The organism is Halosimplex halobium (assembly GCF_051414055.1).
Classification (GTDB): Archaea; Halobacteriota; Halobacteria; order Halobacteriales; family Haloarculaceae; genus Halosimplex; species Halosimplex halobium.
In genome coordinates this window covers 1-25495 of record NZ_JBLKNX010000019.1, presented here as the reverse complement: position 1 = coordinate 25495, position 25495 = coordinate 1, and the positions used below count along the sequence as shown (strand labels likewise).

Below are 25495 nucleotides of genomic sequence, written 5' to 3'. Positions count from 1 at the left end.
CGTCGCTTACATCCCGTCGTCCGTCTCGGATCCGCTATCCATCGTCTCGTTGCCGCCCATGCCGCTGTCGGTCTCCGTCGCCCCCATTCCGCCCATCCCGTCGTCCGTCGCGGTCCCGTCGTCCATCCCGCTCATGCCGCCCTCCGTTTCGGTCGTACCCATCCCGTCGTCCATGCCCTCGGTGTCGTCCATCGACTCGTCCATGGCGTCGGTGGAATCATCCATCGATTCGCCGGAGCCGTCCATCGAGTTTTCGTTCGAGCCGTCCATCGACTCGCCGGAGTCGTCCATCGACTCGCTGGAGCCGTCCATCGACTCGCCGCTGTCGCCGGTCGGCGTTCCGTTCCCCTGGTCGGAGCAGCCGGCGAGCGCGCCGACTGCGGCGGTCGCGAGCGCTCCGCGAACGAACGAGCGTCGAGTGTGGTCCGTCATGCTTCGTCCGGCTCCGCGCCCGGACGCCGGAAAAGGTATTTTCGAACTCCCCTCGGAGGGTCGGCAAACTCCGTTCGGTCCGCGGTCGGACTGCGTGCAAACTCCGTTCAAAATTCGGCTGCCGACCGCCGCGGGTCGACGGGGTTCGCGCCCGCTCAGACCAGCAGCGTGTCGAGCGCGTCGGGGACGACCAGCACGTCGCTGCCGGGTTCGACGGCGTCGGCGACCGACTCGCGAGCGCCCATCAGACACTCCTCGACCACCTCGGGCGCCTCGCTGTTCGTGACGTAGATGTCGTGGTCCCGGAGTGCGCGGGCGACGACGAACGCCCGCTGTGCGCCCGGCTCGTAGCCCTCGCGCATCTCGTCGTACAGCGCCTCGGCGCTCTCGGCCGAGGAGAGCCAGTCGTAGAACCGCCGCTCGCCCGTTCCCTCGCCGGCGCCCTCGGGCAGGGCCGCCGGGATCACGACCCGGCCGCCCTCGCGGAGGGGATTGTGCGCCCCCAGCACGACGTACGTGGCGGCCCGCGTGGTCTGGTAGAGGTTGGCGTCCTTCGGCGCGCCGACGCCGGCGACGACGGCGTCGTAGCCGTCCGCGACGGGCGTCGCGAGCGCCTCCCTGGCGGTGTCGGCCAGGTTGCGGACCACACTCCGGGGATCGCCCGCGGCGGCGCCGAGGATGCCGCTCGGCCCGTGGGTGACGTTCAGGGAGAACTCGACGCCAGCCAGGTCGCCCGCCTCGTCGACGAACGCGCGGAAGGGGTTGTCGTCGACGCGACCGAGACGGACGCCGTCGCGCGCGAGCAGTGCGGGGCCGTGGGAGTAGCCGATCTGCGACTCGCCGCCGGCGCCGACGACGACGGTCTTCGCGCCGCCCGAGAAGCCGGCGTACTGGTGGGGCTCGACCATCCCCGTCGCGAGGACAGTGTCGACCCGCGTCAGCGTCTCGTTGATCTCGATCGGGACGCCGTCCACCTTGCCGACCTCGACCGTCGCGTCTGGGTCGTGGTTGACTGCGAGGTCGGCGTGGTCGCCGAGCGCGCGCTCGATCTCCTCGTCGTCCATCGGTCGGTGCAGTCCGAGACCGATGATCACGGTCACCTGCTCGCGGGCGACGCCCGTGGCGGCGAGTTCGTCGAGCAGTACGTCGAGCAGCACGTCGTCGGGGGTGGCGCGCGTCACGTCGGTCACGACGATCCCCACCGTGTCGTCGGGGTCGACGCGGCGGGCGAGCCGCGGCCCGTGCGGGTCGGCGACCGCCGCTTCGGCCGCCTCTCGCGGGTCGACCGCCTTTCCGCCCGGTGGTCGGCAGACGGTCACGTCGCAGTCGGGGAGCGAGACGGAGACGGTCCCCTCGCCCAGTGGGAGTTCGACCGGCATGACCGCTCGTAGTACGGCCGCCGCCGAGAACCTGCCGGTCGGTGGTCACCTGGCGCCTCAGCGCCGCCCACCGGCTCAGTCGGCCGCGCTCGCCCCCGCGAACGCGTCGAACCGACCGACCAGCGACGGGAGGGCGACGATCCCGAAGGTCAGCGCGGCGTTGGCGGCCGCGGCGGGGAGAAACAGCGGTTCCACCGTCTCGACGACGGCGATGGCTGCCACGAGGTACGCGACACCGCCGGCGGTGACCGCGGCGCGCTCGACCAGCGAGCGGAACCGCTCGGCGCCGGTTCGCCACGCCGCACCAGCCAGGCCGCCGACGCTGCCGCCCATCGCGAGCGCCGCGTCGCCCGGGGCCGCAGCCAGGAGCACCGCCGGGACCGAACAGACGACCGCGAGGCCGAACACCGGGGTCGGGCCGCGGTCGAGGGCGACGGCGACCACGCCGACCATCACCAGTCCCACAGCGAAGCCTGCGAGCACGTCGCCGAGGTAGTGGACGCCGATGACGACCCGCGAGAGGCCGACGAGCGCCACCAGTGCGCCGGCTCCCGCGAGGAGTTTCGGGTCGCGGTAGCGGTCGAGCGCGACCAGCACGCCCCCGTAGACGGTCGTCGCCGCGATGGCGTGGCCGCTGGGGAAGCCGACGGGGCTGGGGTCGGCCGCGACCCGCCGGGCGGCCGCCGGCGGCCTCGGCAGGTCGAACCCGTACTTCAGCGCCAGCGTCACCGACACCGCGACGAACGCGACGCCGACCACCGTCAGCAGTTCCCGCCGGCGGGCCTCGTCGTTCCAGTACGCCAGCGACAGCGCCACCATCAGGAACTTCGACCCGCCGAGGACCGTGACGAGCCCGAACACCGGCACCAGCTCCGCCGGGACCGCCCCGCGGACCGCCTCGCTCGCCGCGACCAGCCGAAACATACCCGCCTCCGTGTCCGCCGCCCGCTTATACTTTCCCACCCCGGCGACATCTCTCGGCGTCGAGACCACTACTAAAATCCCCGCCACGGAGTGAAACTGAAACGGTACGGAACTAGCGATAAAACCTCGCCACACGGTGAAAGTGGAGCGACGATTCGCTAGTCAAAAATGATAGCCACGGGGTGAAAGTGGAACTCGGCGAATGACGCGGTTGTCGAGGGGAATCCTGTCGTCAGGGTCAGCGCGCCCACTCGACCATGCGGCCGTAGGTGTCGTCGGTGGCGAGGGCGTCGGCGTCGCCGACGAGGACGAGCGCCTTCTTGGCGCGGGTGAGGGCGACGTTGACGCGGCGGTAGTCCTCGAAGATCGGGGAATCGAGCGACCCCGTGGCGACGAACGAGATGACGACGACCTCCTTGCTGGAGCCCTGGAAGCGGTCGACGGTGTCCACGGCCACCGCGTCGGGGAGGCGCTTGCCGATCTCGGCGACCTGCGCGCGGAACGGCGCGATGACGCCGATCTCCCCGGCCGGGACGCCCGCCTCGCGGTAGGCCGCGACGGTCTCGGCGACCGCGTCGGCCTCCGTCGGGTTCGTGTTGCCCCGCGCGCTCCCGTCGGGGTCGACGAACGCCACCTGGTCCCGGAGGTGGTCGGGCAGCGTGTCCACGTCGACGCCGTCGAGCTGACGGAGGTGCTGGCCGGCGACCTCGCCGGTCGCCGGTCGCAGCTGGCCGTCGTAGAACTCCCGTGAGGCGAACGCCTGGATGCGCTGGGCCATGCGGTACTGGCGGTCGAGCATGACGCCGGCGTCGGGGTACCGTTCGATGAGCCGTTCGAACAGCGACCGGGAGAGCGTGGCCCCGGGCGCCGGATTCCCGTCGTCGCCGGTCGGCAGGTCGTCGGGCTCGGGTTCGTCCGCCTGGACCACGGGCGGGAGTTGCTGATGGTCGCCGACGAGGACGAACCGCTCGGCGAGGTTCGTCGCCGCGAGCGTCCCGGGTTCGGTGAGCTGGCCCGCCTCGTCGACGACCGCGGCGTCGAACTCCTGCTCGCGCATGATCCGCGAGCCGCAGGTGGCGGTCGTCGCCGCGACGACCTGCGCGTCCCGCAACTCGGCCACGCGCTCGTCGGGGTCGCCGGCCTTCTCCAGCCGGTATTCCTGCATATCCTCGCGGACCCCGCTCTCGGTGCCGACGCGGACGAACTCGTCGAACCCCTGCTCGACGAGCGCTTCGAGCGCGTTGTCGACCGCGCGATTCGTAAAGGCCGAGAGCAGGACCCGTTCACCACGGTCGACCAGCGCTTGCACGATGTGTGCCAGCGTATACGTCTTGCCGGTCCCCGGCGGTCCGTGGATCAGCGCGCAGTCCTCGCAACCGACGGCGAGCGAGACGGCCTCGTCCTGGGCGTCGTTGTTCGGGACGAACGTCTCCGCGACGGCCTCGAACTCGGGCTCGCGGCGGCCGAACAGCACGTCCTTCTCGTCGGGCGACTGCGTGAGGACGGCGTCGTGCAAAGCGGTGAGCATCCGGTCGGTCGAGAGTTCGGAGGGGTACACGTCGATGCGGCGCAGTTCGACCGGCTCGTCGGCCGTAACGACGATCTCTGGCCCCCTCTCGTCGGATTCGGGGTCGTCGACGCCTCCGCCCAGGCGCTCGACACGAGCCAGTTCGGCCTCGCCGCGGATCGGGTCGCCGTCGCTGGCCAGCACGAGGTCGCCCTCGCGGATCTTCGAGACGGCGCCGGTCCCGCGGGCGCGCAGTTCCCACCGGCCGCCGTCGAGTTCGGTCCGTTCCGTGGGTTCGAGGTCCACCAGCGCCCGGTCGTCGTCGGCCCGCTCCTCGGGGCTCTGCTCCCAGAGTTTGGCGTACTCGCGGTGGACGGCCCGCCGCTCGCGCTCGATGGACTCGTAGACGCGGTCGAAGTACTCGCGCTCCTCCTCGGGGATCGGCGAGCCGACCTGGCCGGCTTTGGACTCCTGGTCCAGCCGGCCGGAAACGGCCATGCAGGTGTCCTGCTCGAAACAGTACTCGCACTTGGCGTCGGCCTCGTAGCCCGTCGGCACGTCGACGCCGTACTCCATCGCAGCCAGCGCGTTCCGGGTGCGGAGGACGAACTTCAGGAAGCCCGACCCGATGGAGAACTCCTTGGCCGGCGAGAGGTCGCCGCTCTCCTCGGTCCGCTCGACGGCCGCGTTCTTGGTGTAGAGGAGGGTCCCGGTGTCCGGCGGCTCCCCGCGGCGCTCGCCGAGGATGAGCGCGTAACACGTCGCCTGCACCTTGTCGTGGAAGCGGGGGTCGCGCTTGGTGTTCTTGCCCGTCTTCAGCTCGACGGGCATCCCGCGGCGAACGGCGTCGGCCCGCCCCTTCAGCCCGTAGGTTTCGCTGACCAGCGTCATCTCGGAGCGCCACTCGTCCCCGTCGGTCAGCGTCCCCTGCTGGAGCCACCCCTTGATGGCCGAGGCGTGCTGGCGCACCTCCTCGCGCACCTCGTCGGCGCTCCGGCCGAGCATCCCGAGTTCGAGGCCGGCCTCCTCGACGCGTTCGTCGATCGATTCGTCGAGGTCCCGCCCGCGCAGGAGGTCGCCGAACACCTCGTGGACGATGGTCCCCTTGACGACCGGGTAGGCGTTGGGCGTGCCGCCGATCTTGTTGAGGTAGTACATCCGCGGGCACTGCACCCACGAGCGCACGTCTGTCACGTCCACGAGGAAGTCCGGTTCGACGACGACCATGGAGTCGCCGGTCGTCGAGAACTGCTGCTCGCCGCGGTACTCCCGCTCCTCGGGGTTCGTGACGGCGAGTTCCATCCCGGCCTCGAGGTACGTCGCCGTCTCGGTCCACTTGTCCCACAGCGTGACGGTCGTCGGTTCGCCCCGGCCCCGGTCGGGCCGCAGGTCCACCTCGACGAGTTCACTCTCGCCGTACTGCGTCGAGACGGTCTTCGGGTCGCTCACGTCGACGACGACGCCGCGGATAGTCACGCTCCGATCACGGGTGGGCCGCGGGAAAAACGCTGTCGATCAGAGGGGGTCGCCGGGTTCCGGATCCCTCCGGTCGCCGGATTCCTGGCCCCGTCGGCCCCCCTGTTCGTCGCTGCCGCGGTCGCGGCCGTCGTCCCGGGGGTCCCGACTGTCGTCCCCGCCGTCGACGCGGGGCGGTTCGGACCGCTCGTCCGGCTCGGTAGCGGCGCCGTGTCCGTCCTCGCGCCGTCCACCGCTCCCGCCGGGGTCGGGGGCGTCGGGGGAGACGGCGGGCACGTCGACCGCCGAGAGCGCGTCGGCGACCACCTGTTCCGGGTCGACGCCCTCGACGGTCGCCTCGGTCGTCAGCACGAGTCGGTGGGCCATCGTCGCCCGGGCGAGCCGTTTCACGTCGTCCGGCGTCGCGTAGTCGCGCCCCGCGACGACGGCCCCCGCCCGCACCGCCTCGAAGACGCGCTGGATGCCCCGGGGGGAGACGCCGATGTCGGTCCGGCCGTCCTCGCGCGTCTCCCGCGCGATGTCGATGATGTAGCGGCGCACCTTGTCGTCGACGCGCACGTCCTCGGCGAGGTCCTGCAGCGCGAGCACGGTGTCGGGACCGACCACGGGGTCGACGCTGGGCGCGAGCGACCGCCTGCCGGCCCGCTTGTCCAGCAGGTCCATCTCGCCGTCCACGTCGGGGTAGCCCATCGAGGTCTTCACCGCGAAGCGGTCGCGCTGGGCCTCGGGCAGCCGGAAGGTTCCCTCCTGCTCGACGGGGTTCTGCGTGGCGATCACGACGAACGGCTCCGGCAGCCGGTGGGTCGTCCCGTCGACGCTGACCTGGCCCTCCTCCATCGATTCGAGGAGGGCGGCCTGTGTCTTCGGCGGCGCGCGGTTGATCTCGTCGGCGAGGACGACGTTGGTGAACACCGGGCCCTCCGCGAACTCGAACTCCCGTTCGTGCTCGTTGTAGACGTTCGAGCCCGTCACGTCGGCGGGGAGGAGGTCGGGCGTGAACTGCAGGCGGGTGAACCCCAGCCCCAGCGACTCGGCGAGCACCCGAGCGAGCACCGTCTTCCCCGTCCCCGGTACGTCCTCGACGAGGACGTGACCCCTGGCGATGACTGCCGAGAGCGTCTCGAACAGCACCGACCGTTCGACGACGACGGCCTCCTCGACCCGCTCGACCACGTCGAGACAGACCTCCGTCGCCTCGTCGACGGTCAGCTCCTGGTCGGCCATACCGACGCCTGTGACCCCACCGACAAGAAGCTATGCGTTCGGGCGGAGCCGGCGGCTCCGGCCGGTCACCCCCGCAACAGCGCGCCGAGCAGCAGCGTCCCGACGACGGCGGCGGTCATGGCGAGCGTGTGGCCGCCCCCGGCGCTCGTCCGGACGGCGTACAGCGCGGTCGCGCCGAGGACGGCCGCCGCGCCGATCCCGACGGTGAAGACGCCGTGGTACAGTTCGAGCCGCCTGGTCTCGGGCCGGTGGCCGAGTTCGGCGGTCAGGCCCAGGCCGAACGAGCCGGCGTCCCAGACGACCAGCGCGCCGGCGACGGTTGCGAACACGAGCGGCGCGGGCAGGCCCATGGAGTCGGCGCCGACGGCCGCGACGACGAGCCCGGCGGCCGCGAGCGCGGGGCCGCCGACCCGCTCGGGGAACAGGTCGACCCGGACGGCGACGAGCGCGGCGCCGACCGCGAGAAACACCGCCAGCGGCGCGAGCAACACGCCGGCGAGAAAGAGGAAGGGGCTGAAGGCGAGGAGCCCGACCACTTGCGGGACGACGCCGAACAGGAGGACGACCAGGTAGCCGCCGCCTGCGACGCCGGCCGCGACCGTCCGCGTCTTCCGCTCGTCGTAGCGCTGGGTGACCTGCCGGGCGGCGACCGCGGCGCCCGCGGCCAGGAGCGCGACGGCACCGACCGCCAGCAGCGGGCCGACGACGAACGCCGACGTGAGCGCCGACACGACGGCGGTCGCGCCTGGGACCGGTGCGAGGGCGGGCGAGTCAGTAGCGGTAAACACCAGCGAGAGGAGTCCGACACCCACGGTCACGGCGGCCCCGACCGCGAGCCATCGTCTGACCCGTCCGAGCCGCGTCCGGACGGCGTCGCGCCGGCCCCTGGGCGTCAGCTGGACGACCGGGATCCCCTCCAGCGAGAGGCGGACGGCACCGAGGGCGGCGCCGAGCACGAACAGGAAGCCGATCGCGGCGACGGTGGGGTCCTCGGCGGCGACGGTGCTGTCGACGAGCCGCCAGGCGAGATACCCCGCGGCGACGGCGATCGCGGCCCCGAACAGCCAGACCAGGCCGAAGACGTACGAGAGGATACCCTGCGAGAGCGCCCCCTCCAGCGCGTCGTCGTCGGCCACGTCCGCCCAGGCGGCCGCCGTCCCCAGCAGGGCGAGCGCGTAGCCCCCGACGAGGTAGGGGTCGCCCGGCGTGGCGACGACGAGCACGCCCAGCAGCGCCGCGCCGGGGAGAAAGAGCAGGTGTCCGACCACCGTCTCGCCGAGGGTGTCCCGGTCGAGGAGCGCGACGCCGGCGGTCGCGAGGCCGGCGACGAGTCCCAGCCCCGTGAGAAACGTCGGCTGTCCGACGGCGAACCCCGTCGCCAGGGCGAGGCCGACGACGGTCACGGCGGCGATCCCGAGGCTCGTCGCCCGCGGGCGGCCCTCGTCGCCGACCGCCGAGGGCCGGTCCAGGCGCGGCCCGAACGGCATCAGGCGCCACCCCCCGCGGTCCCCGCCGACTGCCTGGCCTCGACCGCCAGGGCGTACTCCAGCGCGAGCGCCAGCGGCGTGCCGCGCCGCCAGTCGATGGTCCGGGCCCCGGTCGACTGACAGCGCGCGAGCCGGGTCCGCCGCCGGACGGCGTCCAGCCGCCCGCCGACGGTCGTCGCCGACACCACGTCCGGCGAGAGGACGGTCCGCGCCCGGTCGAGCGAGGCCCACGTCTCGACGGCCTCGACCGGGCGTCCGTCCAGCAGCGGCGAGACGAGCAACAGCTGCGCCCGCGGGCCCGAGAGCTCGGCGGCCTTCCGGAACTGGTAGGTCGCGTCGACCGGCGTGTCCACGTCGTACTCGACGGCGCGCTCGACGCCCGCGGTCAGCCGAGACCGGTGCTCCGACCCCGCGCCGGGTTCGATCCAGTCCAGCCCGCCCGGACCTCTGGCGTTGCGGCCGACGACCGCCAGGCCCACGTCGTGGCCGGCGCGCATGAGCGCGGTGACGGTCCGGACGGCGGCGTAGGCCGACCGCTCGACCGCCGTCGGCCGACCGGGCCCCGGGGCGACCCGGTTGCGCTCGCGGGCGTCGAGGACGACCACGACCGTCGTCGACACGGGCCGCTCGTACTCGACGGTGGCGAGTTCGCCGCGGCGGGCGTAGCCCCGCCAGTCGATGCGGTCGGCGGCGTCGCCGTGGCGGTACTCCCGGGTGGAGTGGAACTGCACGCCCCGACCCGGCCGGTCGACCGCGAGCCGGCCGACGAAGTCGTCGCCGCGCTCGGCCAGCGGCGGCGCGTCGGCGTCCAGCCGGCAGACCAGCCGCTCGTCGCCCGCCGGGGCCGGTTCGGTCGTCGCGACCATCCCGGCGCCGGCCGACCGGAGACGCGCCCGCGGCGGGGCGAAGTCGTACTCGCCGCGGCGGGCGACCACCGTGTACTCGACGGTGCAGGACTCTCCAGGGTCGAGCGTGGTCCCCGCCCGCGGCGACCCGTCGACGACCTGCAGGTCGTCGGGCACCCCGTCGACCAGCCGCAGGTCCGACAGCGTCCGGTCGCCCTCGTTGGTCGCGGTGAGCGTGACCGTGACCGGTCGCCCCGGCGGCGCCGGCGTCGGGTCGACCGTCCGACTGACCGCCAGGTCCCCCGGGGAGTCGACCGTCGAGAGCGACCCGTAAGCGACGAAGACAAGCGGGATAGCGGCCCCGAGCAGCAGCGCCGCGCTTCGGTTCCAGACGCCCGCGACGGCGAGCACGAGCGCCGCCGCGACCGCCCCGCGCCAGCGGACCCGCCGCCTACGCGTCATCCCACACCTCCCCGACCAGATCCGCCGTCTCGTCCGCCTCGTCCACCTCGGCGGGGGTCCCGTCGTCGTCAGGTGCGCCGCCGCTGTCGGTGTCGGACCCGTCACCAACGGCGTCCTCGTCGTCGTCGTTCGGGTCTCCGCCGTCCTGCTTCGGCCCTCGCTCGACCGCACCGGCCCGCTGGACGGTCCCGTCGGCGGCCCGCTCGAGAGTCCCGATGGCGGGCGCGACCGTCGGGGCCGTCCGCGGCGCGTCCGCGCCGACGACGGGCGGGAGTTCGCGCTCGGCGGCGTCGTCGATGGCCGCGACCGCGCGGGCGGTCCCGCGCCTGACGACCCGCTCGGGGAACAGCCAGGCGCGCAGGCGCCCCCACAGCGACGCCCGCGGGAGGTCGACCCGCTCGTCGACGACCGCCGCGGCGACGCGGTCGTCCGTCCAGGCGCCGGTCGCCAGCGCACCCTCCACCTGGTCGGGGTCGGCGCCGCCGGCCGCGAGGACGCGGGTCAGCGCCTCCCGGAGCGGGCGGCGCACGACCGCGAACCCCTCCTCGACCGTCTCGGCCTCGCGGGCCCGCTCGCGCGCCTCGTCGACGAGTCCCGCGAGTTCGGCGCCGGTCACGTCCGCCGGGTCGGCGGTCTCCTCCGGCGTCCCCGCGACCAGCTCGCCCCCCTCTTCCCAGGGCGCCGGCGCGACCGTCTCGGCGTCCGCGCCCGACCGGTAGAGTTTGGCGGCCGCGAGCGCGGCGCCGACCAGCGCGACGGCCAGCGCGCCCGCGCCCGCCTCCGACGCCGTCACCGGCGTGAGCGCGACCGCCAGCAGGAGCGCGGCGCCGATGGCGACGGTCCCCAGCACGGCGACCAGCCCCGCGATCCAGCGGTTCACGACTCCTCTCCCTCCCGTTGGTGCTCCCGCTCGTGGTCGATGGCCTCGAAGGCCTCGCGAGCCCGCTCGCTCCGGTCGTCGGCGCTCCGGTCGCCGTACTCGACCTCGCGGAACGCGTCGGTCAGCGCCCGCACCGGCCGCTCGGGCCACCCGCGCTCGACGGCCGCCCGCGACACCTCGCCCGGCGTCGACTGCCGCCACTGCCCCGGCAGGACCCACCGGGCGAACCGCCGCCAGAGCGCCCGGATCGAGCGGTCCGTCGGACTGTCCTCGTCGCCCCCCGTCGCGGTCCGGCCGGTCGTGACCGCGGAGCGAGCGTCCGTCCCGTCTCCGCCATCGGCGTCGGACTCCTCGCGAGTCCACCGGCGGTAGGCGACGACTGCGACCCAGAGCGCGACCAGCCCGGCGAGCAAGCCGAGGGCGCCGAACCGGTACGTGAGCCCCGCGAGCAGGCCTGTCGCGAGCGCGGCGGCCGCGACGCGCCGGAGCGTGAGACGGGTCGCGAGGGACCGGCGGGCGCGACCGGGGAGCGCCCGGAGCCAGGCCCCGAGCCGGGCGGCCAGCCCCCGGACCGACAGCGGGAGGGCGGCGACGCGACCCGCGATCCGGCCCAGCAGCGCCGCGAGCCGGTCGAGGCCGGCCGCCACGCCGTCGGCGACCGCGAGCGCGGTCCGGCGAGCCCAGGCGACGACCCCGCTCGACTGTTCGGCGAGCGTCCGCCCGCCGGCCCCGACCGCCCGGCGGTGACGGACCGCGGCGACGAGTGCGACGAGCCCCGCCGCGGCGAGCAGCCCGCGCCCCTCGCCGACGGCGAGGCCGACGAACAGGACGGCCAGCGCGACCCACCACGTCGCGACGCGCCTGGCCGCGCCCCGGCCGCGGCGACGTGCGGCGACGCCGGTCCCGACGACGCCGCCGACCACCAGGAGCGCGCTCGCCAGTATCGTCGACGCGTAGGCGGTCCACAGCGGCACCGTCGTCGACTGCCGGCCCGTCCGGACTGTGATCGTGCCCCTGGGGTCCGCCGGCAGCGCGAACCCGACCGTCCCGTTCTCGTCGGCGCGCCCCAGCCGCGCTCCGTCGAGGGCGACCCGGGCGTCCTGCGCTGGTTCGGGCCCCGCGGCGGCGGTCACAAGCGCCGGCTCGCCGGGGACCGGGAGCCCCTCCTGGGGACGGACCGCGGCGTCGAGCACCCACACGTCGATGGTCCGCGACCCCGAGAAGTCGCCGCGCTCGACGGTCACGGACACCGACTCGGCGTCGGTCGGAACCGCGAGCTCGTACCGCCCGTTCGCGGTCGTCCGGCCGACACGCTCGCCGTCGACACTGACGGCCGCCCGGCGCATCGGCACGTCCTCCACTGCCGCGAGGAGGGTCACGTCCGTCCCCGGGTAGGGGTCGCCGACCACCGAGAGCTCGACTGCGCCGTCGACCTCGTAGGCGGCGGTGTCGTTCCCGTCGGTCTCCTGTCCCTGTGCGGCCGCCGCTCCGCCGCCGCCGACTCCACCGGCGAGCGCCCGCGGGTCGATATCCCCGGCGACGGATGCGATGCGGGCGCCCGACAGGTCGACACTCCCGGCGGCCGCGCCCTCGGCGCCCCCGCCGGTGTCGTAGGGCCGCCGGAAGAACTCGCAGTCCTCGCCCGGCACCCGGACGGTGACGTTCAGCTCGCGGGTGTAGGGCGCGCGGCCCTCGACCTGGCCGCCCGGGCCGGTCCGGCCGACCAGGCGGTCGCCGAACCAGACCGGGACCCCCTCGGCGGGTTCCAGGTCGTCGTAGACGCTGACGCGGACGACCCCACCCGGCACCGGCTCGTTCTCGACGACGACGCCGCAGCCCCGTTCCGCGGGGGGCGAGTCGCCGCCGGGGACCGGGATCGGCTCGCCGTCCTCGCCGATGACGCGGCTGCCCCCGCCGTCACCCCCGCCGTCGATACTGTCCCCTTCGCCCCCGGCGCCGCCTCCGCCGGCGCCGCCCTCGCCACCGTCACCGGTCCCACCGTCGGACCCATCGTTGCCGCCACTGCCGTCCCTGGCCTCGTCGCCTGGTCCGGTGCCGCTCCCGCCGCTCCCGAAGACCCCCGCGTCGGGCGCGACGGGCGCGACGAACGCGGCGACGACCAGCCCGAGCAGACAGAGCGCGACGAGCGCGGCCTGGCGGCGGTCGACACCCGCGGCTGGGTCGCCGGTCTCGCCCGTCGGTTCGGTCTCTGACACCGTCGTGGCCCCCTCGGCCGGCGCCGCGTCCTCGCGGTCGCCGGGCAGTTGTACACCTGTCAGGTGGGGCGGATAATCAATCGTCCGGTCGCCGGAGTCGCGGGGGCGTCCCGGCCGGGTCGGGGGACCGAGGTGGGAGAAGTGGCCGCGACCGATGCCTTCATTCACGGGGGGCGCCTACCCGCGACCGACATGCGCGTCCGCGACTGGCAGGACATCCTGGAAGACGTCGTGGAGAGCGACGCCGACCCCGCCGGCTGGCGCGCGGCCGGCGGCGACCGCGCGAACGGCATCGGGGAGGACCTGTACTTCGGCCACCCCGCCGTGGGGGTGTTCCACGTCAAGACCTACGCGAGGAACCCCTACGAGGTCCAGGGGGTCGGCGCCGAGGTCGCCCGCAAGATCGACGACGACCTGGACCCGCTGTTCCCGGCGGAGCCCGGCGAGGGCGGGATGTTCGGCGTCCGCCAGCCCGTCGGCGACGAGGACGAGGCCGAGGAGGCGGCCTCCGAGCTGGAGGAGGTCGTCCAGGCCCACGCCGACGCGCCGACGACGCCCGACGCCCTGTTCGAGGACGTGATGGACACGCTGGACTCGCCGGCCTACGGCCCGATGGAGTACGACCAGTACGGCCGCCCCGACCGGGTCGACGACCTCGCGGACACCTTCGAGGAGGCCGAACAGCTGCTCGACTCCGAACTCGACGACCTGATCGACGAGAACGTCGACAGAGGGTTCCAGTGATGGGCGCCGCCGACCGGGTCCGGGCGTACTACGACGCGCTCCGCGAGGGGGAGCCGCTGGCTCCTTTCTTCGCCCCGGTCGACGGCGCCGTCAAGGTCGGCATCTCCGAGCGGCTCGTCGGCGACGACGCCGTCGCCGAGGGGCTGCGCGAGCAGACCGAGCGGACGACCGACTGGAGCGTCGGGAGTCGCGACCTGTGGGTCACCGAGCGCGACCGCCACGCCTGGTTCGGCGACCGCGTCTCGCTCGCCTGGACCGACACCGAACGGCGGATCCGCTACGAGTTCGACACCCGCTGGACCGGGACGCTCGAACTGCGCGGCGCCGCCGACTCGTCGGCCGACGGGGTCGACGAAGGCGAGCCTACTGCGGCCGGCGAAGACGGGGCTACTACGGACGGCGGGAGCGCCGACGCGTGGCAGTTCGTCTCGATGCACGTCAGCACGGCGAGGGATCTCTGATGGCCGGGACGAACCCGGCTTCGGGGAGTGAGCGCTGATGGTCGGCCCCATCCCCGAGGAGGAGCGCTCGGCGTTCAACCGGAAGGTCGTCTACGGGACGACCCTGCTGGTCGGCCTGTCGGGCGGACTCATCACGCTGCAGATCGAGACGACGGCGGTCCAGACCGCTGGCGCGGTCGTCCTCGGGATGCTCGTCGGCTACCCGCTCGCGAAGTACGTCGTCCCGACCGGCCCCGCGCCGGCGGACCGCCAGCGGCGGCGGATCGAGCGGGAGAACCCCTTCGCCGACGGCGGCGACGGTGGCGAGGACGACGGAACGACCGCCGAGCGCGACGGACGGACCGACCGGTCCGACCGCTGAGACGCCGTCGTCTCCACTTGCTGGGACCGTTCCGTCGGACTGACCGGCCGGACCGATCCCCCGAAATATAAACGGAATGACGTTCATCCGGCGGCCATGGAGGGGATCTCGCGGCGGCAGTTACTCGCCGGGGGCGGTGCTGGTATCGCCGGCGTGGGGGCGTTCGCCTACGCCGACCCGCTGGGCATCCGGACTCGGGACGGGGGCGAGTCGGGTCCGTCGACGGCCTCGACCCCGGGTTCCGAGACGGCCGTCCGTTCGCCGACGGCCACGCCCGACGGGACGACGGTCCCGGCGACTGCGACTTCGGCGTCACGCCCGCGTCCGGGGGACCTGCCCGGGTACGCGAGGTGGTTCGGGACCGGTATCTGTGGCGCGGGCAGCGGGAGCGACGGCCGGTCGGGGTGGGAGAGCGTCGTCGGCTTCGACCGGGAGCGGTTCGGGGTGGTCCGCGACGCGCTCCCCGAGCGAGTAGCCCGCTCGTGGGCCGAGACCGAGTGGCTGCCGACGGAGCCCTACCGGAGCGCGATCGACCCGGCGGACAGCGTCCACGGCCGCGTCGGCCTCGCTGCGTCGGGGACCGTCGACGCGGACCTGCTCCGGTCCGAGAACTTCGACGACGCCGTCGAGCGGGCGATACTCTCCCGTCAGCTCTACGAATCGGACTACGAGGCGGCCGTCGAGCGGGTGGGCGACCACCGCGGTCTCGCCGTGTACCACAGGCAGATCCCGGTCGGCGAGGGGATCCACAAGGGGATCGCCGTGAGTGGCGACCGTTACGTCCACACGCGGCTCCACGAGTCGCGGGCGGCAGCGCTCGACTCGGTCCGGGCCATCGTCGACGACCGGGCGGGCGAGACGAACGGTGACGGCGAGACGAGCGCCGACGGCGAGGCGGCGGCGACGCTCGCCCGGTTGCTGTCGGCGCTCGACCCCGGGGTCACCGCGACCGTCCACGTCGGCGGCTCGAGGCGGGGGTCGGGCGCGACGCTCGCCGTCGACGGCGACACCGCCGTCCACCGCCAGGTCACGGTCTACGACGAGCCGCTGGACCCGGACTGCGTCGACGAGGAGTTCGTCCCGCTCGAACGCGAACTGTCGAACGCGGAGTCCCGGCCGTTCGAGCCGTCGGAGGTCGCCGTCTCGGTCGACGGCCGGACGCTCCTCGCGGCGGTCGAGTTCCCGGCCGCGGAGGTCGAGCCGCACCACCTCGACGGGGTACTGAAGGCGCCGCAGTACCTGCGCCGGCGGTGTTGACCGGGCGGCCGTCCCGCCCGTCGCGAGGCGGTCAGGCGTCGACCCGGGCGAGCCACAGCGACGGGTCGTCGAGTTCGGCGTCGGTCGGGAGGTTGTCGGGCGACTCCCAGACGGCGGCGGCGCCGGCGAGGCCGCGCTCGTCGGCGACGGCGTCGAAGAAGGCCTTGCCGCGCTCGTACTGGCGGCGTTTCATCCCGAGGCCGAGCAGCCGGCGGATCACGCGCGAGAGCGGGCCGCGGCCGCGACGGCGGGCCTCGACCTTCTCGCGGAGGTCGGCGTACTCGTCGTCGAACGCCCGGTCCATGACGAGCTCGGCGTACCCCTCCACGGCGGTCATCGTGGCGTCCAGATCCTTCAGGGCCTCGCGGTCGAGCGTGCCCTCGCCGAGCGCCGCGACAGCGCCCTCCATCGTCGACTCGAGGTGGTCCGAGAGCCAGGGCGCGGCGCCGAACTCCGCGGCGTGGGCCACCTCGTGGAAGGCGATCCACCGGCGGAAGCGGTCGAAGTCGACCTGCAGCGCGTCGGCCACCGTCTCGATGTTCGGGTGGACGAAATACAGCGCGTGGTCGTCGCCCTCGGCGAGCAGCAGAGGGTCGTACTGGCCGAGGACGTTGTTGCCGAGAAAGGCGAGCGCGACGCTCATCGTCCCGGTGTTGACGACGCGGCTGGCGCCCGGGAACATCGTGACCTGCTCCTCCAGCGGGCGCATCACCCGCTCGAAGGTGGCGACGTTGGCGTCGATCCAGTGGTGGCGGTTCTGGATCTCGACGACCTCCGGCAGGTCGAACGCCACCTCCCCGACCGACCGCACGCGGTCGCGTGCGTCGCGCACGTCCGCTGCGTAGGCCTCCTCCTCCTCGCGGGTGAGCGCGATCGACCCCGGGTCGGTCGAGGACTTCGCGGCGTCGGCGACGGCGGTCCAGTCGACCGGGCCGTCGCCGGAGGCCGCCGTGACCGCCCGGACGCTCTCGTACAGTCCCATACCCGAACCAGGCGACGCGGGCGGATAGGCCTTCTCCCCGCCCGGTCGCGGTCGGAGCCGTGTCCGTCGCGGTCAGAGCCGCGCGCGGATGCCGCCCCCGGATTCGGACTCCGCCTCGTCGAGGACGGGCTCGCCCGACCCGCCGAGGATGCGGCGGAACGCGACCGCGAGGACGACCAGCCCGACGAACGCGAAGACGATCCCGAACGGGCTCGCCCCGCCCTCGTCGGTCGCCTCCCCCGCCTCGTCCCCGTCTTCACCGGAGCCGAGCGAGAGGTCGGCGAGTCCCTCGGCCTCCTCGGCGGATTCGGCGCCGCTGAAGGGTGCGTTGGCCATGAACTCCGCGCCGTCGAGGTGGACTTCCAGAAACGTGAACTTCGCCATACAGGGCGTTCGCCGACCGGGCGGAAAGGGGTTTCGCCGGCGACTGCGCCGTCGTGTGGCTACTCGTCGTCGACCGGGTCCCCCTCGTCGTCGACCGGCCACCCTCCGCCGTCGCCCGGTCGCTCCCCCGGAGCGACCCGCCGCATCCCGGCACTTCTTTGCGGAGGCCGCCGAGGCGGAGATATGGCCCCGACGATCACCAAGATCGAGAGCGTCGAGTTCGCCTACGAGATCCCCGACATGGGGACGGACCACCACGGGTTCAACCTCGTCTACGAGCCCGGCGGCAGCGTCGAGCGGAAGCTGTTCGCCGTCACGGTCCACACCGACGAGGGGATCACCGGCGAGTACGTCGGCGGCAACTCCCCCGGCGCCGCCCAGATCAACACCTTCGCCGACTACCTCGTCGGCAAGAACCCCCTCGAACGCGAGAAACACTGGTCGGAGATCAAGCGGGCGCTCCGCAAGTACGACCGCATGGGCATCGGCCCGGTCGACATCGCGCTGTGGGACTTCGCCGGCAAGTACCACGACGCGCCGATCCACGAACTGCTGGGCACCTACCGCGAGCGCCTGCCCGCCTACGCGTCGACCTACCACGGCGACGAGAACGGCGGCCTCGAAACCCCCGAGGACTTCGCCGACTTCGCCGAGGAGTGTCTGGAGATGGGGTACCCCGGCTTCAAGATCCACGGCTGGGGCGGCAGCGACGGATCACGGGACCTGGAGCGGGAACTCGACGCGGTCCACGCCGTCGGCGAGCGCGTCGGCGACGAGATGGACCTGATGCACGACCCCGCCTGCGAACTGGAGACGCTGGCCGACGCCGTCAAGCTCGGCCGCGCGCTCGACGAGCAGGACTTCTTCTGGTACGAGGACCCCTACCGCGACGGCGGCATCTCCCAGCACGCCCACCGGAAGCTCCGCCAGCAACTCGACACGCCGATCCTCCAGACCGAGCACGTCCGCGGGCTGGAACCCTTTACCGACTTCATCGACGCCGAGGCGACCGACTTCGTCCGTGCCGACCCCGAGTACGACGGCGGGATCACCGGCGCCATCAAGCGCGCCCGCGTCGCCGAGGGCCACGGCCTCGACGTGGAGTTCCACGCACCCGGCCCCGCACAGCGCCACTGCATGGCCGCCGTCCGCAACTCCAACTACTACGAGATGGCGCTCGTCCACCCCGACGCGCCCAACACCACGCCGCCGGTCTACGCCGGCGACTACGAGGACCAGCTCGACTCGGTCGACGACGAGGGGACCGTCCCCGTTCCCCAGGGGCCGGGCCTGGGCGTCGACTACGACTGGGACTACATCGAGGCCAACGCGACCGGCAGCGTCCACGTCTACGAGTAGTCCGGCGGGTCGCTAGCCCGGCTGTGGTCGATCGCCCGTCGGCCGTCTGATCTCGACCGGGAACGAGCACTCGGCGGTCCGGTCGAACATCGCGACGGAGACGTTCACCCGGTCGGGCAGGCTGTGGCGGAGCGCCCGGCGGGTGGGACCGGTCAGCGGTACGTCGCGGACGACGACCCGGTCGAAGCCGCCCGCAAACCGTACGCCGCTGTCGCCGGTGGTGAACCGGCTGTCGAGAATCCTCCGGATTCGGTCCGTAGCAGCCTCTTTCCCGGACCAGCAGGCGTACACCTCGAACGGTTCGAACGCGCGCTCGTTGCCGCTCCCCGACACCCACAAGCGGACGGTGTCGTTCTCGGGATAGTAGTGGGCGGGGCCGTAGTCGTCGGGCGCGTGGTCGATCGCCAGGGTGTCGTCGACCGGCTGGACGGCCGTCGGCCAGAACCCGACCAGAACGAACCCGACGATCAGGAGCGGCACGGCGACCGCACCACCCTTCGCGAGCGCGCGGAGCACGCCCGACAGTTCCGCCGGACCGACAAATGCTTTCCCCGTCCCGAGGTCCGCTGCCCGTCCGCGGTGGCTCCGTCGAAGCCACTAAGCCGCCGTCGTCCTGACCGGTCGCCATGCGCCTGTTCTGGCACCGGCGGGATCCCCGCGTCCCGGACAACCGCGGCCTGGCGACCGCCGCGGCGGACGGCCCGGTCGTCCCCGTGTTCGTCCGCGACACGGACCTCCTCGACCGCCTGGGCGACCGACAGCGCGCCTTCTTCCTGCGCGGCGTCCGCCGCCTGCGCGAGGCCTACCGCGAGCGCGGGAGCGACCTGCTCGTCCGCGAGGGCGCGCCGAGCGACGTGCTGCCCGAGTTGGCCCCGGAGTTCGGCGCCGACGCCGTCGTCTACAACGAACACTACCGCCCCGAGCGTCGCGAGCGACAGGAGGCCGTCGAGGCGGCCTGCGCCGAGGCGGGGGTCGACACCGCCAGCGAAACCGATCTCGTGCTCGTCGACCCCGCTAGACTCGACGAGCGGTACCCGACCCACAGCCAGTTCCACAACGATTGGCAGCAGGTGTCCAAGCCCGCGCCCGCGCCGGCGCCCGAACCGGGCGACCTGGCCGACGTGGACGGCGGCGGCGGGACGGTCCCCATCCCCGACGCGGACATCGACCTCCCGGAGGCGGGCTACGGGGCCGCGCGCGAGCGGTACGACGACTTCCTCGACCGGGGCATCCGCAGCTACGGCGACACCCGCGACGACCTCGCGCTCGCCGTCGAGGCGCCGGCGCAAGCGGTTTCCCGGCTGTCTCCGTACGTCGCCGCCGGGATGATCGGGATCCGAGAGGTGTGGCGGGACGCGACGGAGGCCCACGACGCCATCTCGGGGGACGAACGGCGAAACGTGGGGAAGTACCGCTACGAGCTGTCCTGGCGCGAGGGGAACTACCACCTGCTGTACCACAACCCCGACCTGCCGACGGCGAACTACAGGTCGATCCCCAACGCTATCGAGTGGCGGAACGACCGCGAGGAGTTCGCGGCGTGGAAGCGCGGCGAGACGGGGTATCCGCTGGTCGACGCGGGGATGCGCCAGCTCCGCGAGGAGGGGTATATCCACAACCGGCCGCGCCAGGTCGTCGCCTCGTTCCTGACGAAACACCTGCTGGTCGACTGGCGGAAGGGGCGGCGCCACTTCGCCGAGCAGCTGGTCGACCACGACCCCGCCTCGAACGCGGGCAACTGGCAGTGGATCGCCTCGACGGGCACCGACTCCGTGGACGTGCGTATCTTCGACCCCGTCGCGCAGGCGAGCAAGTACGACGACGACGCGCGGTTCGTGAAGGCCTACGTCCCGGAGATTCGGGACGTGCCGGCGGGGAAGGTGGTCGACTGGCCGACCCTCTCGCCCGACGAGCGCGAGCGGCTGGCGCCCGACTACCCCGACCCGATCGTCGACCGGACGGAAGCCTACGAGCGCGCCCAGCGCGTCTACGAGCGGGCGCTCGGGAAGCGATGACCGACGGCGACGACTCGGTGTTGGCCGGGGCGGACCCGGGGGCCCGCGTCTGCGTCGTGGCGACGCGGCCGGCGACGTTCGAGCGCGTCCGCGAGGGGTTCTACCCGGCCCCGGCGTCGTACGACCGGACCGACGAGCCGTTCGAGTACATGGCGTTCTACCGCACGGCGCCAGTCTCGGCGGTCACGCACGTCGCCCCGGTGAGCGACCGGGTCGAGCAACGCCGCGGCGAACCCGGCCCCCTCTCCGAGCGCGACTGGCGGGCGACCGTCGACCCGTTCGTCGACACAGACGCAGCCGTCGTCTTCGAACTCGCCGACCTCGAAGGGCTGGCCGAGCCGGTCGAGAACGACCTCTCGGGGCTGCGCGGCGCCTGGTACTGCACGGTCGGGGACCTGGCCGACGCCGCGGCCCTCTCCGACCTGACCGACCGCGAGGGGTCGGGCTGACGGGTGCGGGGGAGCGGCCGCGGTGACGAGTCGACGGAGAGCGACCGCGGTAACGGGCCACCGGGAAACGGCCACGGCGACGAACCGCCTGGGAGCGGCCGCGGCGACGGCCGCCGGGCAAACACCAAGACCCCTCCGCGTCATGCGGACGACATGGCACCCTACCGCGCGGGCATCGTCGGGGCCGGCGGCATCGCCGGGCTCGGCATCCTCGGGATGCACGACGAGGCGGACATCGGCGAGAAGAAGTTCACCGCCAGCCACGCCGGCGGCTACGCGGCGACCGACGACATCGAACTCGTCGCGGTCGCCGACGTGGACGAGGACAAGCTCGACCGCTTCGGCGACGCCTGGGAGATCCCGCCCGAGCGCCGCTACGTCGGCCACGAGGCGATGCTCGACGCCGAGGACCTGGACGCCGTCTCGGTGTGTACGCCCTCCTTTCTCCACCGCGACCACGTCGTCGACGCGGCCCGGTCGGCCGCCGACCCGGACGTGGTCTGGTGCGAGAAGCCCATCGCCGCCTCCGTGACCGGCGCCGAGGAGATGGTCGAGGTCTGCGACGAGACCGACACCGAACTGCTGGTCAACCACTCGTTCCGGTTCACCGAGAAACAGGAGCGGCTGCGCGAACTCGTGCGCGAGGAGGGGCTGCTCGGGGACGTACACGCCGTGTCGATGCAGTTCCGGATGGAACTGCTCCGGAACTCGACGCACCTGCTCGATATGCTCGTCTCGCTGCTCGACGCCCGAGCCGAGCGCGTCTCGGGGTACATCACCGGCGAGAACGAGGCCGTCGACACGCTCGAAGCGGAGGAGGCGGTCGACGACGCCGGCGGCGGCGGGTTCGTCGTGCTCGACGACGGCACGTTCGCGACCGTCGACTGCACGATCCCGCGGGCGGACTCCTCGATGACGATGCAGTTCGTCGGGACGGAGGGCAAACTCTACCTGAACAACGACGACGGCGAGTGGCGCTACTGGCGGCTGGACGAGGGCGACCACGTCGAGGAGGACCTCGCCGAGTACGGCATCGAGGGCGCCTGGACGTGGGACGACGACTACCGGCGGGCGTTCCCGAACGCGGCGCGTCACGTCGAGGAGCTGCTGGACGGGACCGCCGAGAACCGCTCGACCGGCCGCGAGGCGACCCGCTCGCTGGAGATCATCGTCGGGTTCTACCTGTCGCACTACACCGGCGGCCAGGTGTCGATCCCGCTTGATCGCCCGCTGCGGGACGCCGAGATCACGTCGTGGTGAAGCGGGAGGGTCACGGTCGCTCTCGCCTACCCCGTCGGCCGCCAGCCACACGATTCAAGCCCGTTCGCCCGAACGGGAGGGCATGGAACGCGAACACAGGGAGTTTCTGGAGGAACTGCTCTCGACGGCGAGCCCGTCGGGCTACGAGGTACCGGGCCAGCGAGTCTGGGTGGAGTACGTCGAGTCGTTCGCCGACGACGTGCGGGTCGACGAGTACGGCAACGCGGTCGCCGTCCACGAGGGCGACGAGGACACCGACGCGTCGGTCGCCTTCGCCGGCCACGGCGACGAGATCGGGTTCATCGTCCGCGAGGTCACCGACGACGGGTTCCTGACGATCGGTCGGGTCGGCGGCTCGGACAAGACCGTCGTCCAGGGCCAGCACGTCACCGTCCACACCGACGACGGGCCGGTCGCGGGCGTCGTCGGGCAGACGGCGATCCACCTGCGCGACGCGGACGACGACTCGGCGCCGGACATCGCCGAGCAGCACGTCGACATCGGCGTCGACGAGGGCGAGGACGCCGAGGAACTCGTCGAGGTGGGCGACCCGGTCACCTTCGTCCAGCGGGTGCGCGAACTCGAAGACGGCCGGCTGACCGCCCGCGGGATGGACAACCGCGTGGGCGTCTGGGCGGCCGCCGAGGGGCTGCGCCGGGCGGTCGAGGCGGGCGCCGACGCGACGGTCTACGCCGTCAGCACGGTCCAGGAGGAGGTCGGGCTCCGGGGCGCGGAGATGGTCGGGTTCGACCTGGCCCCCGACGCCGTGATCGCCTGCGACGTGACCCACGCGACGGACTCGCCGGGCGTCCCCGGGGAGAAGTCGACCGGCGTCGAACTCGGCGAGGGGCCCGTGGTCGCCCGCGGGAGCGCGAACCACCCGGCGCTGGTCGCGACCGTGCGCGAGGTGGCCGACGAGCGGGGGATCGACGTGCAGCTCCAGGCGACCGGCTCGCGGACCGGCACGGACGCCGACGCCTTCTACACCGCCCGCGGCGGGACGCCGACGCTGAGCCTCGGCTTGCCCAACCGCTACATGCACACGCCGGTCGAGGTGGTCGACGCCGACGACCTCGACGCGATGGCCGACCTGCTGGGCGCCGTCGGCGCCGCCACCGAGTCGCACGCGCCGTTCGGCGTCGACATCTGAACGCGGTCGGGTCGTCGGCGGGCCGGTGCCCTCCCGGAGCTGGCGTCCAGGGACGACCCCGCAAGCGGTACGTTTATGCACGCGACGACAGGCAGTCAGGGTATGAGTGGACGACCGCTGGACGTGCTGGAGGCGTCGCTCGGCGAGGAGGTCACGGTTCGTCTCAAGGGCGGCGAGGAGTACGTCGGCGACCTCTCGGGGTACGACCAGCACATGAATCTGGTCCTCGAGGACGGCCAAGACACAACGATTATACGCGGCGACAACGTCGTCTCGATCAACCCATGACTGGCGCAGGAACCCCGAGTCAGGGAAAGAAGAACACGACGACACACGTCAAGTGTCGCCGCTGCGGCGAGAAATCGTACCACGTCAAGAACAAGGTCTGTGCGTCCTGCGGGTTCGGCGAGTCGGCCAAGCGACGGGACTACGCCTGGCAGGACAAAGCGGGCGAGTGAGGAATGCACGAGAAGTGCGGCGTTGTCGGCATCTCCACCGCCGGCCGTGACGTCGCCCGCCCCCTCTACTATTCGCTCTACGCCCTCCAGCACCGCGGCCAGGAGTCGGCCGGGATCGTCACCCACGACGGCTTCCAGCAGTACGAGCACGTCGAGATGGGCCTCGTCGGCGACGTCTTCGACGAGGACGACCTGGACTCGCTGAACGGCTCCAACGGCATCGGCCACGTCCGCTACCCCACCTCGGGGTCGGTCAACAACTGCTGTGCGCAGCCCTTTTCCGTCTCGTTCAAGAGCGGGTCGCTCGGGCTCGCGCACAACGGCAACCTCATCAACACCGAGGAGATCCGCGAGGAACTCGCGGCGCTGGGCCACGCCTTCACCTCCGACGGCGACACGGAGGTCATCGCACACGACCTGGCCCGCAACCTCCTCGAGGAGGATCTGGTCCGGGCGGTCAAGCGGACGATGAGCCGGATCCACGGTTCGTACTCGCTGACGATCACCCACGACGAGACGGTCCTCGGCGTGCGCGACCCGCAGGGCAACCGCCCGCTCTGTATCGGCGAACTCGACGACGGCTACGTCCTCGCCTCGGAGAGCGCCGCCATCGACACGCTTGACGGCGAACTCGTCCGGGACGTGCGGCCGGGCGAGCTGGTCGTCCTCCACGACGACGGCAGCGGCTTCGACACCTACCAGCTCGTCGAGACCGAGCAGACCGCCCACTGCTTCTTCGAGCACGTCTACTTCGCGCGGCCCGATTCGGTCATCGACGACGAGCTCGTCTACGAGGTCCGCCGGGACCTCGGCCGGGCGCTCTGGGAGGAGTCCGGTATCGAGACCGACGTGGTGATGCCCGTCCCCGACTCCGGGCGCTCGTTCGCCTCGGGCTACGCCGACGCCGCGCCGGAGGGTGTGGAGTTCGCCGAGGGACTGATGAAAAATCGGTACGTCGGCCGCACGTTCATCATGCCAACGCAGGACGAGCGCGAGCGCGCGGTCCGCCTGAAGCTCAACCCGATCAAGTCGACGGTGGAGGGCAAGACCGTCACGGTCATCGACGACTCCATCGTCCGCGGGACGACCTCCTCGCAGCTCGTGGAGCTGCTCTACGAGGCGGGCGCCGAGGAGGTCCACGTCCGCATCGGCGCGCCGCCGATCGTCGCCCCCTGTTACATGGGCATCGACATGGCGAGCCGCGACGAACTCATCGCTTCCGACCGGTCGGTCGAGGAGATCCGCGAGGAGATCCAGGCCGACTCGCTGTCGTACCTCTCGATCGAGGCCGTCGCCGACGCGCTGGGCAAGTCCGACTCGGACCTCTGCCTCGGTTGTGTCACGGGCGAGTACCCCTACGACATCGAAGGCGAACGGACGGACCGCGAGGTCCAGCGCCCCGCCGTCGGCCACTCCTCGGCCGACGACTGACCGGCCGTTCCGGACCGGCCCGTTTCGGCCGACTGTCTCTCCGTCGACCGCTCAGAGGTACCCGAGCAGGTCGACCCCCACGTCGAAGTGGTCGAGGACGACGTAGCCCAGGTAGATCCCGACGATGCCGAGGACGCCGGCCGCGTTCGGCGGGGCCGGGATCGGGACGTTCAGGAACCGGAAGACGGCGCCCGTCAGAAAGCCGGTCAGCAGGGCGAGCCCCGCGGTGGTGGCCGAGACCATACCCGTCCTACAGGGAGTCGCCACTCAGGGGTTTCGGCACGGGCGCGACGTGGACTGCACTACCGCTCGGGGGGTGACTCCCGCAGAAAGGTGGGGTGGGTGGGTGTGG

Annotated in this window: 25 protein-coding genes; 12 read left to right on the top strand and 13 right to left on the bottom strand. The window is 72.7% G+C overall.

Going from position 1 to position 25495, the window contains the following annotated elements:
* Positions 1 to 6 precede the first annotated feature (6 nt).
* The 9 genes from ACMGFG_RS18895 to ACMGFG_RS18855 all read right to left on the bottom strand — a co-directional run bounded on the left by ACMGFG_RS18895 (position 7) and on the right by ACMGFG_RS18855 (position 13000).
* On the bottom strand, positions 7 to 432 hold the full coding sequence (locus ACMGFG_RS18895; protein ID WP_436931866.1) for a twin-arginine translocation signal domain-containing protein: 426 nt from the start codon (positions 430 to 432) through the stop codon (positions 7 to 9).
* Between the two features lie 155 nt (positions 433 to 587).
* Positions 588 to 1811, bottom strand: coding sequence for a lactate racemase domain-containing protein (locus tag ACMGFG_RS18890; protein ID WP_436931865.1), 1224 nt, complete (start codon positions 1809 to 1811; stop codon positions 588 to 590).
* Between the two features lie 75 nt (positions 1812 to 1886).
* Positions 1887 to 2735 carry a phosphatase PAP2 family protein gene (locus ACMGFG_RS18885; protein WP_436931864.1) on the bottom strand — a complete coding sequence of 283 codons (849 nt, stop codon included), beginning with the start codon at positions 2733 to 2735 and terminating at the stop codon, positions 1887 to 1889.
* Positions 2736 to 2973: 238 nt separating this feature from the next.
* Entirely contained in the window at positions 2974 to 5718 is a 2745-nt protein-coding gene (locus tag ACMGFG_RS18880; RefSeq protein ID WP_436931863.1) for an AAA domain-containing protein, read from the bottom strand.
* A 39-nt stretch (positions 5719 to 5757) separates the two neighbouring features.
* Complete coding sequence (locus ACMGFG_RS18875; RefSeq protein WP_436931862.1) at positions 5758 to 6942, bottom strand: AAA family ATPase; 1185 nt, start codon at positions 6940 to 6942, stop codon at positions 5758 to 5760.
* A 65-nt stretch (positions 6943 to 7007) separates the two neighbouring features.
* Positions 7008 to 8429, bottom strand: a complete 1422-nt coding sequence (locus tag ACMGFG_RS18870; RefSeq protein WP_436931861.1) for a DUF7519 family protein — start codon at positions 8427 to 8429, stop codon at positions 7008 to 7010.
* Positions 8429 to 9736, bottom strand: a complete 1308-nt coding sequence (locus ACMGFG_RS18865) for a DUF58 domain-containing protein (RefSeq protein WP_436931860.1) — start codon at positions 9734 to 9736, stop codon at positions 8429 to 8431. The genes ACMGFG_RS18870 and ACMGFG_RS18865 overlap by 1 nt, the downstream gene beginning before the upstream one ends.
* Complete coding sequence (locus ACMGFG_RS18860) at positions 9726 to 10616, bottom strand: DUF7269 family protein (protein WP_436931859.1); 891 nt, start codon at positions 10614 to 10616, stop codon at positions 9726 to 9728. Before ACMGFG_RS18860 ends, ACMGFG_RS18865 begins: the two co-directional genes overlap by 11 nt.
* Positions 10613 to 13000, bottom strand: a complete 2388-nt coding sequence (locus tag ACMGFG_RS18855) for a DUF4129 domain-containing protein (protein ID WP_436931858.1) — start codon at positions 12998 to 13000, stop codon at positions 10613 to 10615. The genes ACMGFG_RS18860 and ACMGFG_RS18855 overlap by 4 nt, the downstream gene beginning before the upstream one ends.
* A gap of 24 nt (positions 13001 to 13024) precedes the next feature.
* On the opposite strand from ACMGFG_RS18855, the gene ACMGFG_RS18850 reads away from it, so the two are divergent.
* From ACMGFG_RS18850 to ACMGFG_RS18835, 4 genes are all read left to right on the top strand, one after another.
* On the top strand, positions 13025 to 13576 hold the full coding sequence (locus tag ACMGFG_RS18850) for a hypothetical protein (RefSeq protein WP_436931857.1): 552 nt from the start codon (positions 13025 to 13027) through the stop codon (positions 13574 to 13576).
* Positions 13576 to 14037: a hypothetical protein gene (locus ACMGFG_RS18845; protein WP_436931856.1), complete on the top strand. Its 462-nt coding sequence runs from the start codon at positions 13576 to 13578 to the stop codon at positions 14035 to 14037. Before ACMGFG_RS18850 ends, ACMGFG_RS18845 begins: the two co-directional genes overlap by 1 nt.
* A 37-nt stretch (positions 14038 to 14074) precedes the next feature.
* Positions 14075 to 14398, top strand: coding sequence for a DUF8527 family protein (locus ACMGFG_RS18840; protein ID WP_436931855.1), 324 nt, complete (start codon positions 14075 to 14077; stop codon positions 14396 to 14398).
* Between the two features lie 96 nt (positions 14399 to 14494).
* Positions 14495 to 15655 carry a hypothetical protein gene (locus ACMGFG_RS18835; protein WP_436931854.1) on the top strand — a complete coding sequence of 387 codons (1161 nt, stop codon included), beginning with the start codon at positions 14495 to 14497 and terminating at the stop codon, positions 15653 to 15655.
* Between the two features lie 31 nt (positions 15656 to 15686).
* Here the strand turns inward: ACMGFG_RS18835 and ACMGFG_RS18830 are convergent, their stop codons facing one another.
* Both ACMGFG_RS18830 and ACMGFG_RS18825 read right to left on the bottom strand, forming a co-directional pair.
* Positions 15687 to 16637, bottom strand: a complete 951-nt coding sequence (locus ACMGFG_RS18830; protein ID WP_436931853.1) for a zinc-dependent metalloprotease — start codon at positions 16635 to 16637, stop codon at positions 15687 to 15689.
* Between the two features lie 72 nt (positions 16638 to 16709).
* Positions 16710 to 17021, bottom strand: coding sequence for a hypothetical protein (locus ACMGFG_RS18825; protein WP_436931852.1), 312 nt, complete (start codon positions 17019 to 17021; stop codon positions 16710 to 16712).
* A gap of 183 nt (positions 17022 to 17204) precedes the next feature.
* Here ACMGFG_RS18825 and ACMGFG_RS18820 point away from each other — a divergent pair, with 183 nt between their 5' ends.
* Positions 17205 to 18380: a mandelate racemase family protein gene (locus ACMGFG_RS18820; RefSeq protein WP_436931851.1), complete on the top strand. Its 1176-nt coding sequence runs from the start codon at positions 17205 to 17207 to the stop codon at positions 18378 to 18380.
* Between the two features lie 12 nt (positions 18381 to 18392).
* On the opposite strand, the gene ACMGFG_RS18815 is transcribed toward ACMGFG_RS18820, so the two are convergent.
* Positions 18393 to 18896, bottom strand: a complete 504-nt coding sequence (locus ACMGFG_RS18815; protein ID WP_436931850.1) for a hypothetical protein — start codon at positions 18894 to 18896, stop codon at positions 18393 to 18395.
* Positions 18897 to 19006: 110 nt separating this feature from the next.
* Between ACMGFG_RS18815 and ACMGFG_RS18810 the strand changes: the two genes are divergently transcribed.
* The 7 genes from ACMGFG_RS18810 (at position 19007) to purF (ending at position 25143) form a co-directional block, all read left to right on the top strand.
* Positions 19007 to 20395, top strand: a complete 1389-nt coding sequence (locus tag ACMGFG_RS18810; protein WP_436931849.1) for a cryptochrome/photolyase family protein — start codon at positions 19007 to 19009, stop codon at positions 20393 to 20395.
* Positions 20392 to 20844, top strand: coding sequence for a DUF8743 domain-containing protein (locus tag ACMGFG_RS18805; RefSeq protein WP_436931848.1), 453 nt, complete (start codon positions 20392 to 20394; stop codon positions 20842 to 20844). The genes ACMGFG_RS18810 and ACMGFG_RS18805 overlap by 4 nt, the downstream gene beginning before the upstream one ends.
* A 153-nt stretch (positions 20845 to 20997) precedes the next feature.
* On the top strand, positions 20998 to 22104 hold the full coding sequence (locus ACMGFG_RS18800; RefSeq protein ID WP_436931847.1) for a Gfo/Idh/MocA family protein: 1107 nt from the start codon (positions 20998 to 21000) through the stop codon (positions 22102 to 22104).
* A gap of 82 nt (positions 22105 to 22186) precedes the next feature.
* On the top strand, positions 22187 to 23254 hold the full coding sequence (locus tag ACMGFG_RS18795) for a M20/M25/M40 family metallo-hydrolase (protein WP_436931846.1): 1068 nt from the start codon (positions 22187 to 22189) through the stop codon (positions 23252 to 23254).
* Between the two features lie 102 nt (positions 23255 to 23356).
* Positions 23357 to 23542: an LSM domain-containing protein gene (locus ACMGFG_RS18790; RefSeq protein WP_135363064.1), complete on the top strand. Its 186-nt coding sequence runs from the start codon at positions 23357 to 23359 to the stop codon at positions 23540 to 23542.
* Positions 23539 to 23712, top strand: a complete 174-nt coding sequence (locus ACMGFG_RS18785; RefSeq protein WP_135363063.1) for a 50S ribosomal protein L37e — start codon at positions 23539 to 23541, stop codon at positions 23710 to 23712. The genes ACMGFG_RS18790 and ACMGFG_RS18785 overlap by 4 nt, the downstream gene beginning before the upstream one ends.
* A gap of 3 nt (positions 23713 to 23715) precedes the next feature.
* Positions 23716 to 25143: an amidophosphoribosyltransferase gene (purF, locus tag ACMGFG_RS18780; RefSeq protein WP_436931845.1), complete on the top strand. Its 1428-nt coding sequence runs from the start codon at positions 23716 to 23718 to the stop codon at positions 25141 to 25143.
* 51 nt (positions 25144 to 25194) lie between these two features.
* Here purF and ACMGFG_RS18775 read toward each other — a convergent pair whose 3' ends face one another.
* Positions 25195 to 25386, bottom strand: coding sequence for a XapX domain-containing protein (locus ACMGFG_RS18775; protein WP_436931844.1), 192 nt, complete (start codon positions 25384 to 25386; stop codon positions 25195 to 25197).
* Positions 25387 to 25495: the final 109 nt, after the last annotated feature.

What these genes read in the sequence shown, in the direction of transcription:
- ACMGFG_RS18890 (WP_436931865.1), bottom strand. Translation starts at nt 1,811, where the DNA reads ATGCCGGTCGAACTCCCACTGGGCGAGGGGACCGTCTCCGTCTCGCTC.
- ACMGFG_RS18790 (WP_135363064.1), top strand. Translation starts at nt 23,357, where the DNA reads ATGAGTGGACGACCGCTGGACGTGCTGGAGGCGTCGCTCGGCGAGGAG.
- ACMGFG_RS18895 (WP_436931866.1), bottom strand. Translation starts at nt 432, where the DNA reads ATGACGGACCACACTCGACGCTCGTTCGTTCGCGGAGCGCTCGCGACC.
- purF (WP_436931845.1), top strand. Translation starts at nt 23,716, where the DNA reads ATGCACGAGAAGTGCGGCGTTGTCGGCATCTCCACCGCCGGCCGTGAC.
- ACMGFG_RS18885 (WP_436931864.1), bottom strand. Translation starts at nt 2,735, where the DNA reads ATGTTTCGGCTGGTCGCGGCGAGCGAGGCGGTCCGCGGGGCGGTCCCG.
- ACMGFG_RS18825 (WP_436931852.1), bottom strand. Translation starts at nt 17,021, where the DNA reads ATGGCGAAGTTCACGTTTCTGGAAGTCCACCTCGACGGCGCGGAGTTC.
- ACMGFG_RS18810 (WP_436931849.1), top strand. Translation starts at nt 19,007, where the DNA reads ATGCGCCTGTTCTGGCACCGGCGGGATCCCCGCGTCCCGGACAACCGC.
- ACMGFG_RS18800 (WP_436931847.1), top strand. Translation starts at nt 20,998, where the DNA reads ATGGCACCCTACCGCGCGGGCATCGTCGGGGCCGGCGGCATCGCCGGG.
- ACMGFG_RS18870 (WP_436931861.1), bottom strand. Translation starts at nt 8,429, where the DNA reads ATGCCGTTCGGGCCGCGCCTGGACCGGCCCTCGGCGGTCGGCGACGAG.
- ACMGFG_RS18875 (WP_436931862.1), bottom strand. Translation starts at nt 6,942, where the DNA reads ATGGCCGACCAGGAGCTGACCGTCGACGAGGCGACGGAGGTCTGTCTC.
- ACMGFG_RS18785 (WP_135363063.1), top strand. Translation starts at nt 23,539, where the DNA reads ATGACTGGCGCAGGAACCCCGAGTCAGGGAAAGAAGAACACGACGACA.
- ACMGFG_RS18835 (WP_436931854.1), top strand. Translation starts at nt 14,495, where the DNA reads ATGGAGGGGATCTCGCGGCGGCAGTTACTCGCCGGGGGCGGTGCTGGT.
- ACMGFG_RS18840 (WP_436931855.1), top strand. Translation starts at nt 14,075, where the DNA reads ATGGTCGGCCCCATCCCCGAGGAGGAGCGCTCGGCGTTCAACCGGAAG.
- ACMGFG_RS18795 (WP_436931846.1), top strand. Translation starts at nt 22,187, where the DNA reads ATGGAACGCGAACACAGGGAGTTTCTGGAGGAACTGCTCTCGACGGCG.
- ACMGFG_RS18805 (WP_436931848.1), top strand. Translation starts at nt 20,392, where the DNA reads ATGACCGACGGCGACGACTCGGTGTTGGCCGGGGCGGACCCGGGGGCC.
- ACMGFG_RS18820 (WP_436931851.1), top strand. Translation starts at nt 17,205, where the DNA reads ATGGCCCCGACGATCACCAAGATCGAGAGCGTCGAGTTCGCCTACGAG.
- ACMGFG_RS18775 (WP_436931844.1), bottom strand. Translation starts at nt 25,386, where the DNA reads ATGGTCTCGGCCACCACCGCGGGGCTCGCCCTGCTGACCGGCTTTCTG.
- ACMGFG_RS18845 (WP_436931856.1), top strand. Translation starts at nt 13,576, where the DNA reads ATGGGCGCCGCCGACCGGGTCCGGGCGTACTACGACGCGCTCCGCGAG.
- ACMGFG_RS18850 (WP_436931857.1), top strand. Translation starts at nt 13,025, where the DNA reads ATGCGCGTCCGCGACTGGCAGGACATCCTGGAAGACGTCGTGGAGAGC.
- ACMGFG_RS18830 (WP_436931853.1), bottom strand. Translation starts at nt 16,637, where the DNA reads ATGGGACTGTACGAGAGCGTCCGGGCGGTCACGGCGGCCTCCGGCGAC.
- ACMGFG_RS18865 (WP_436931860.1), bottom strand. Translation starts at nt 9,736, where the DNA reads ATGACGCGTAGGCGGCGGGTCCGCTGGCGCGGGGCGGTCGCGGCGGCG.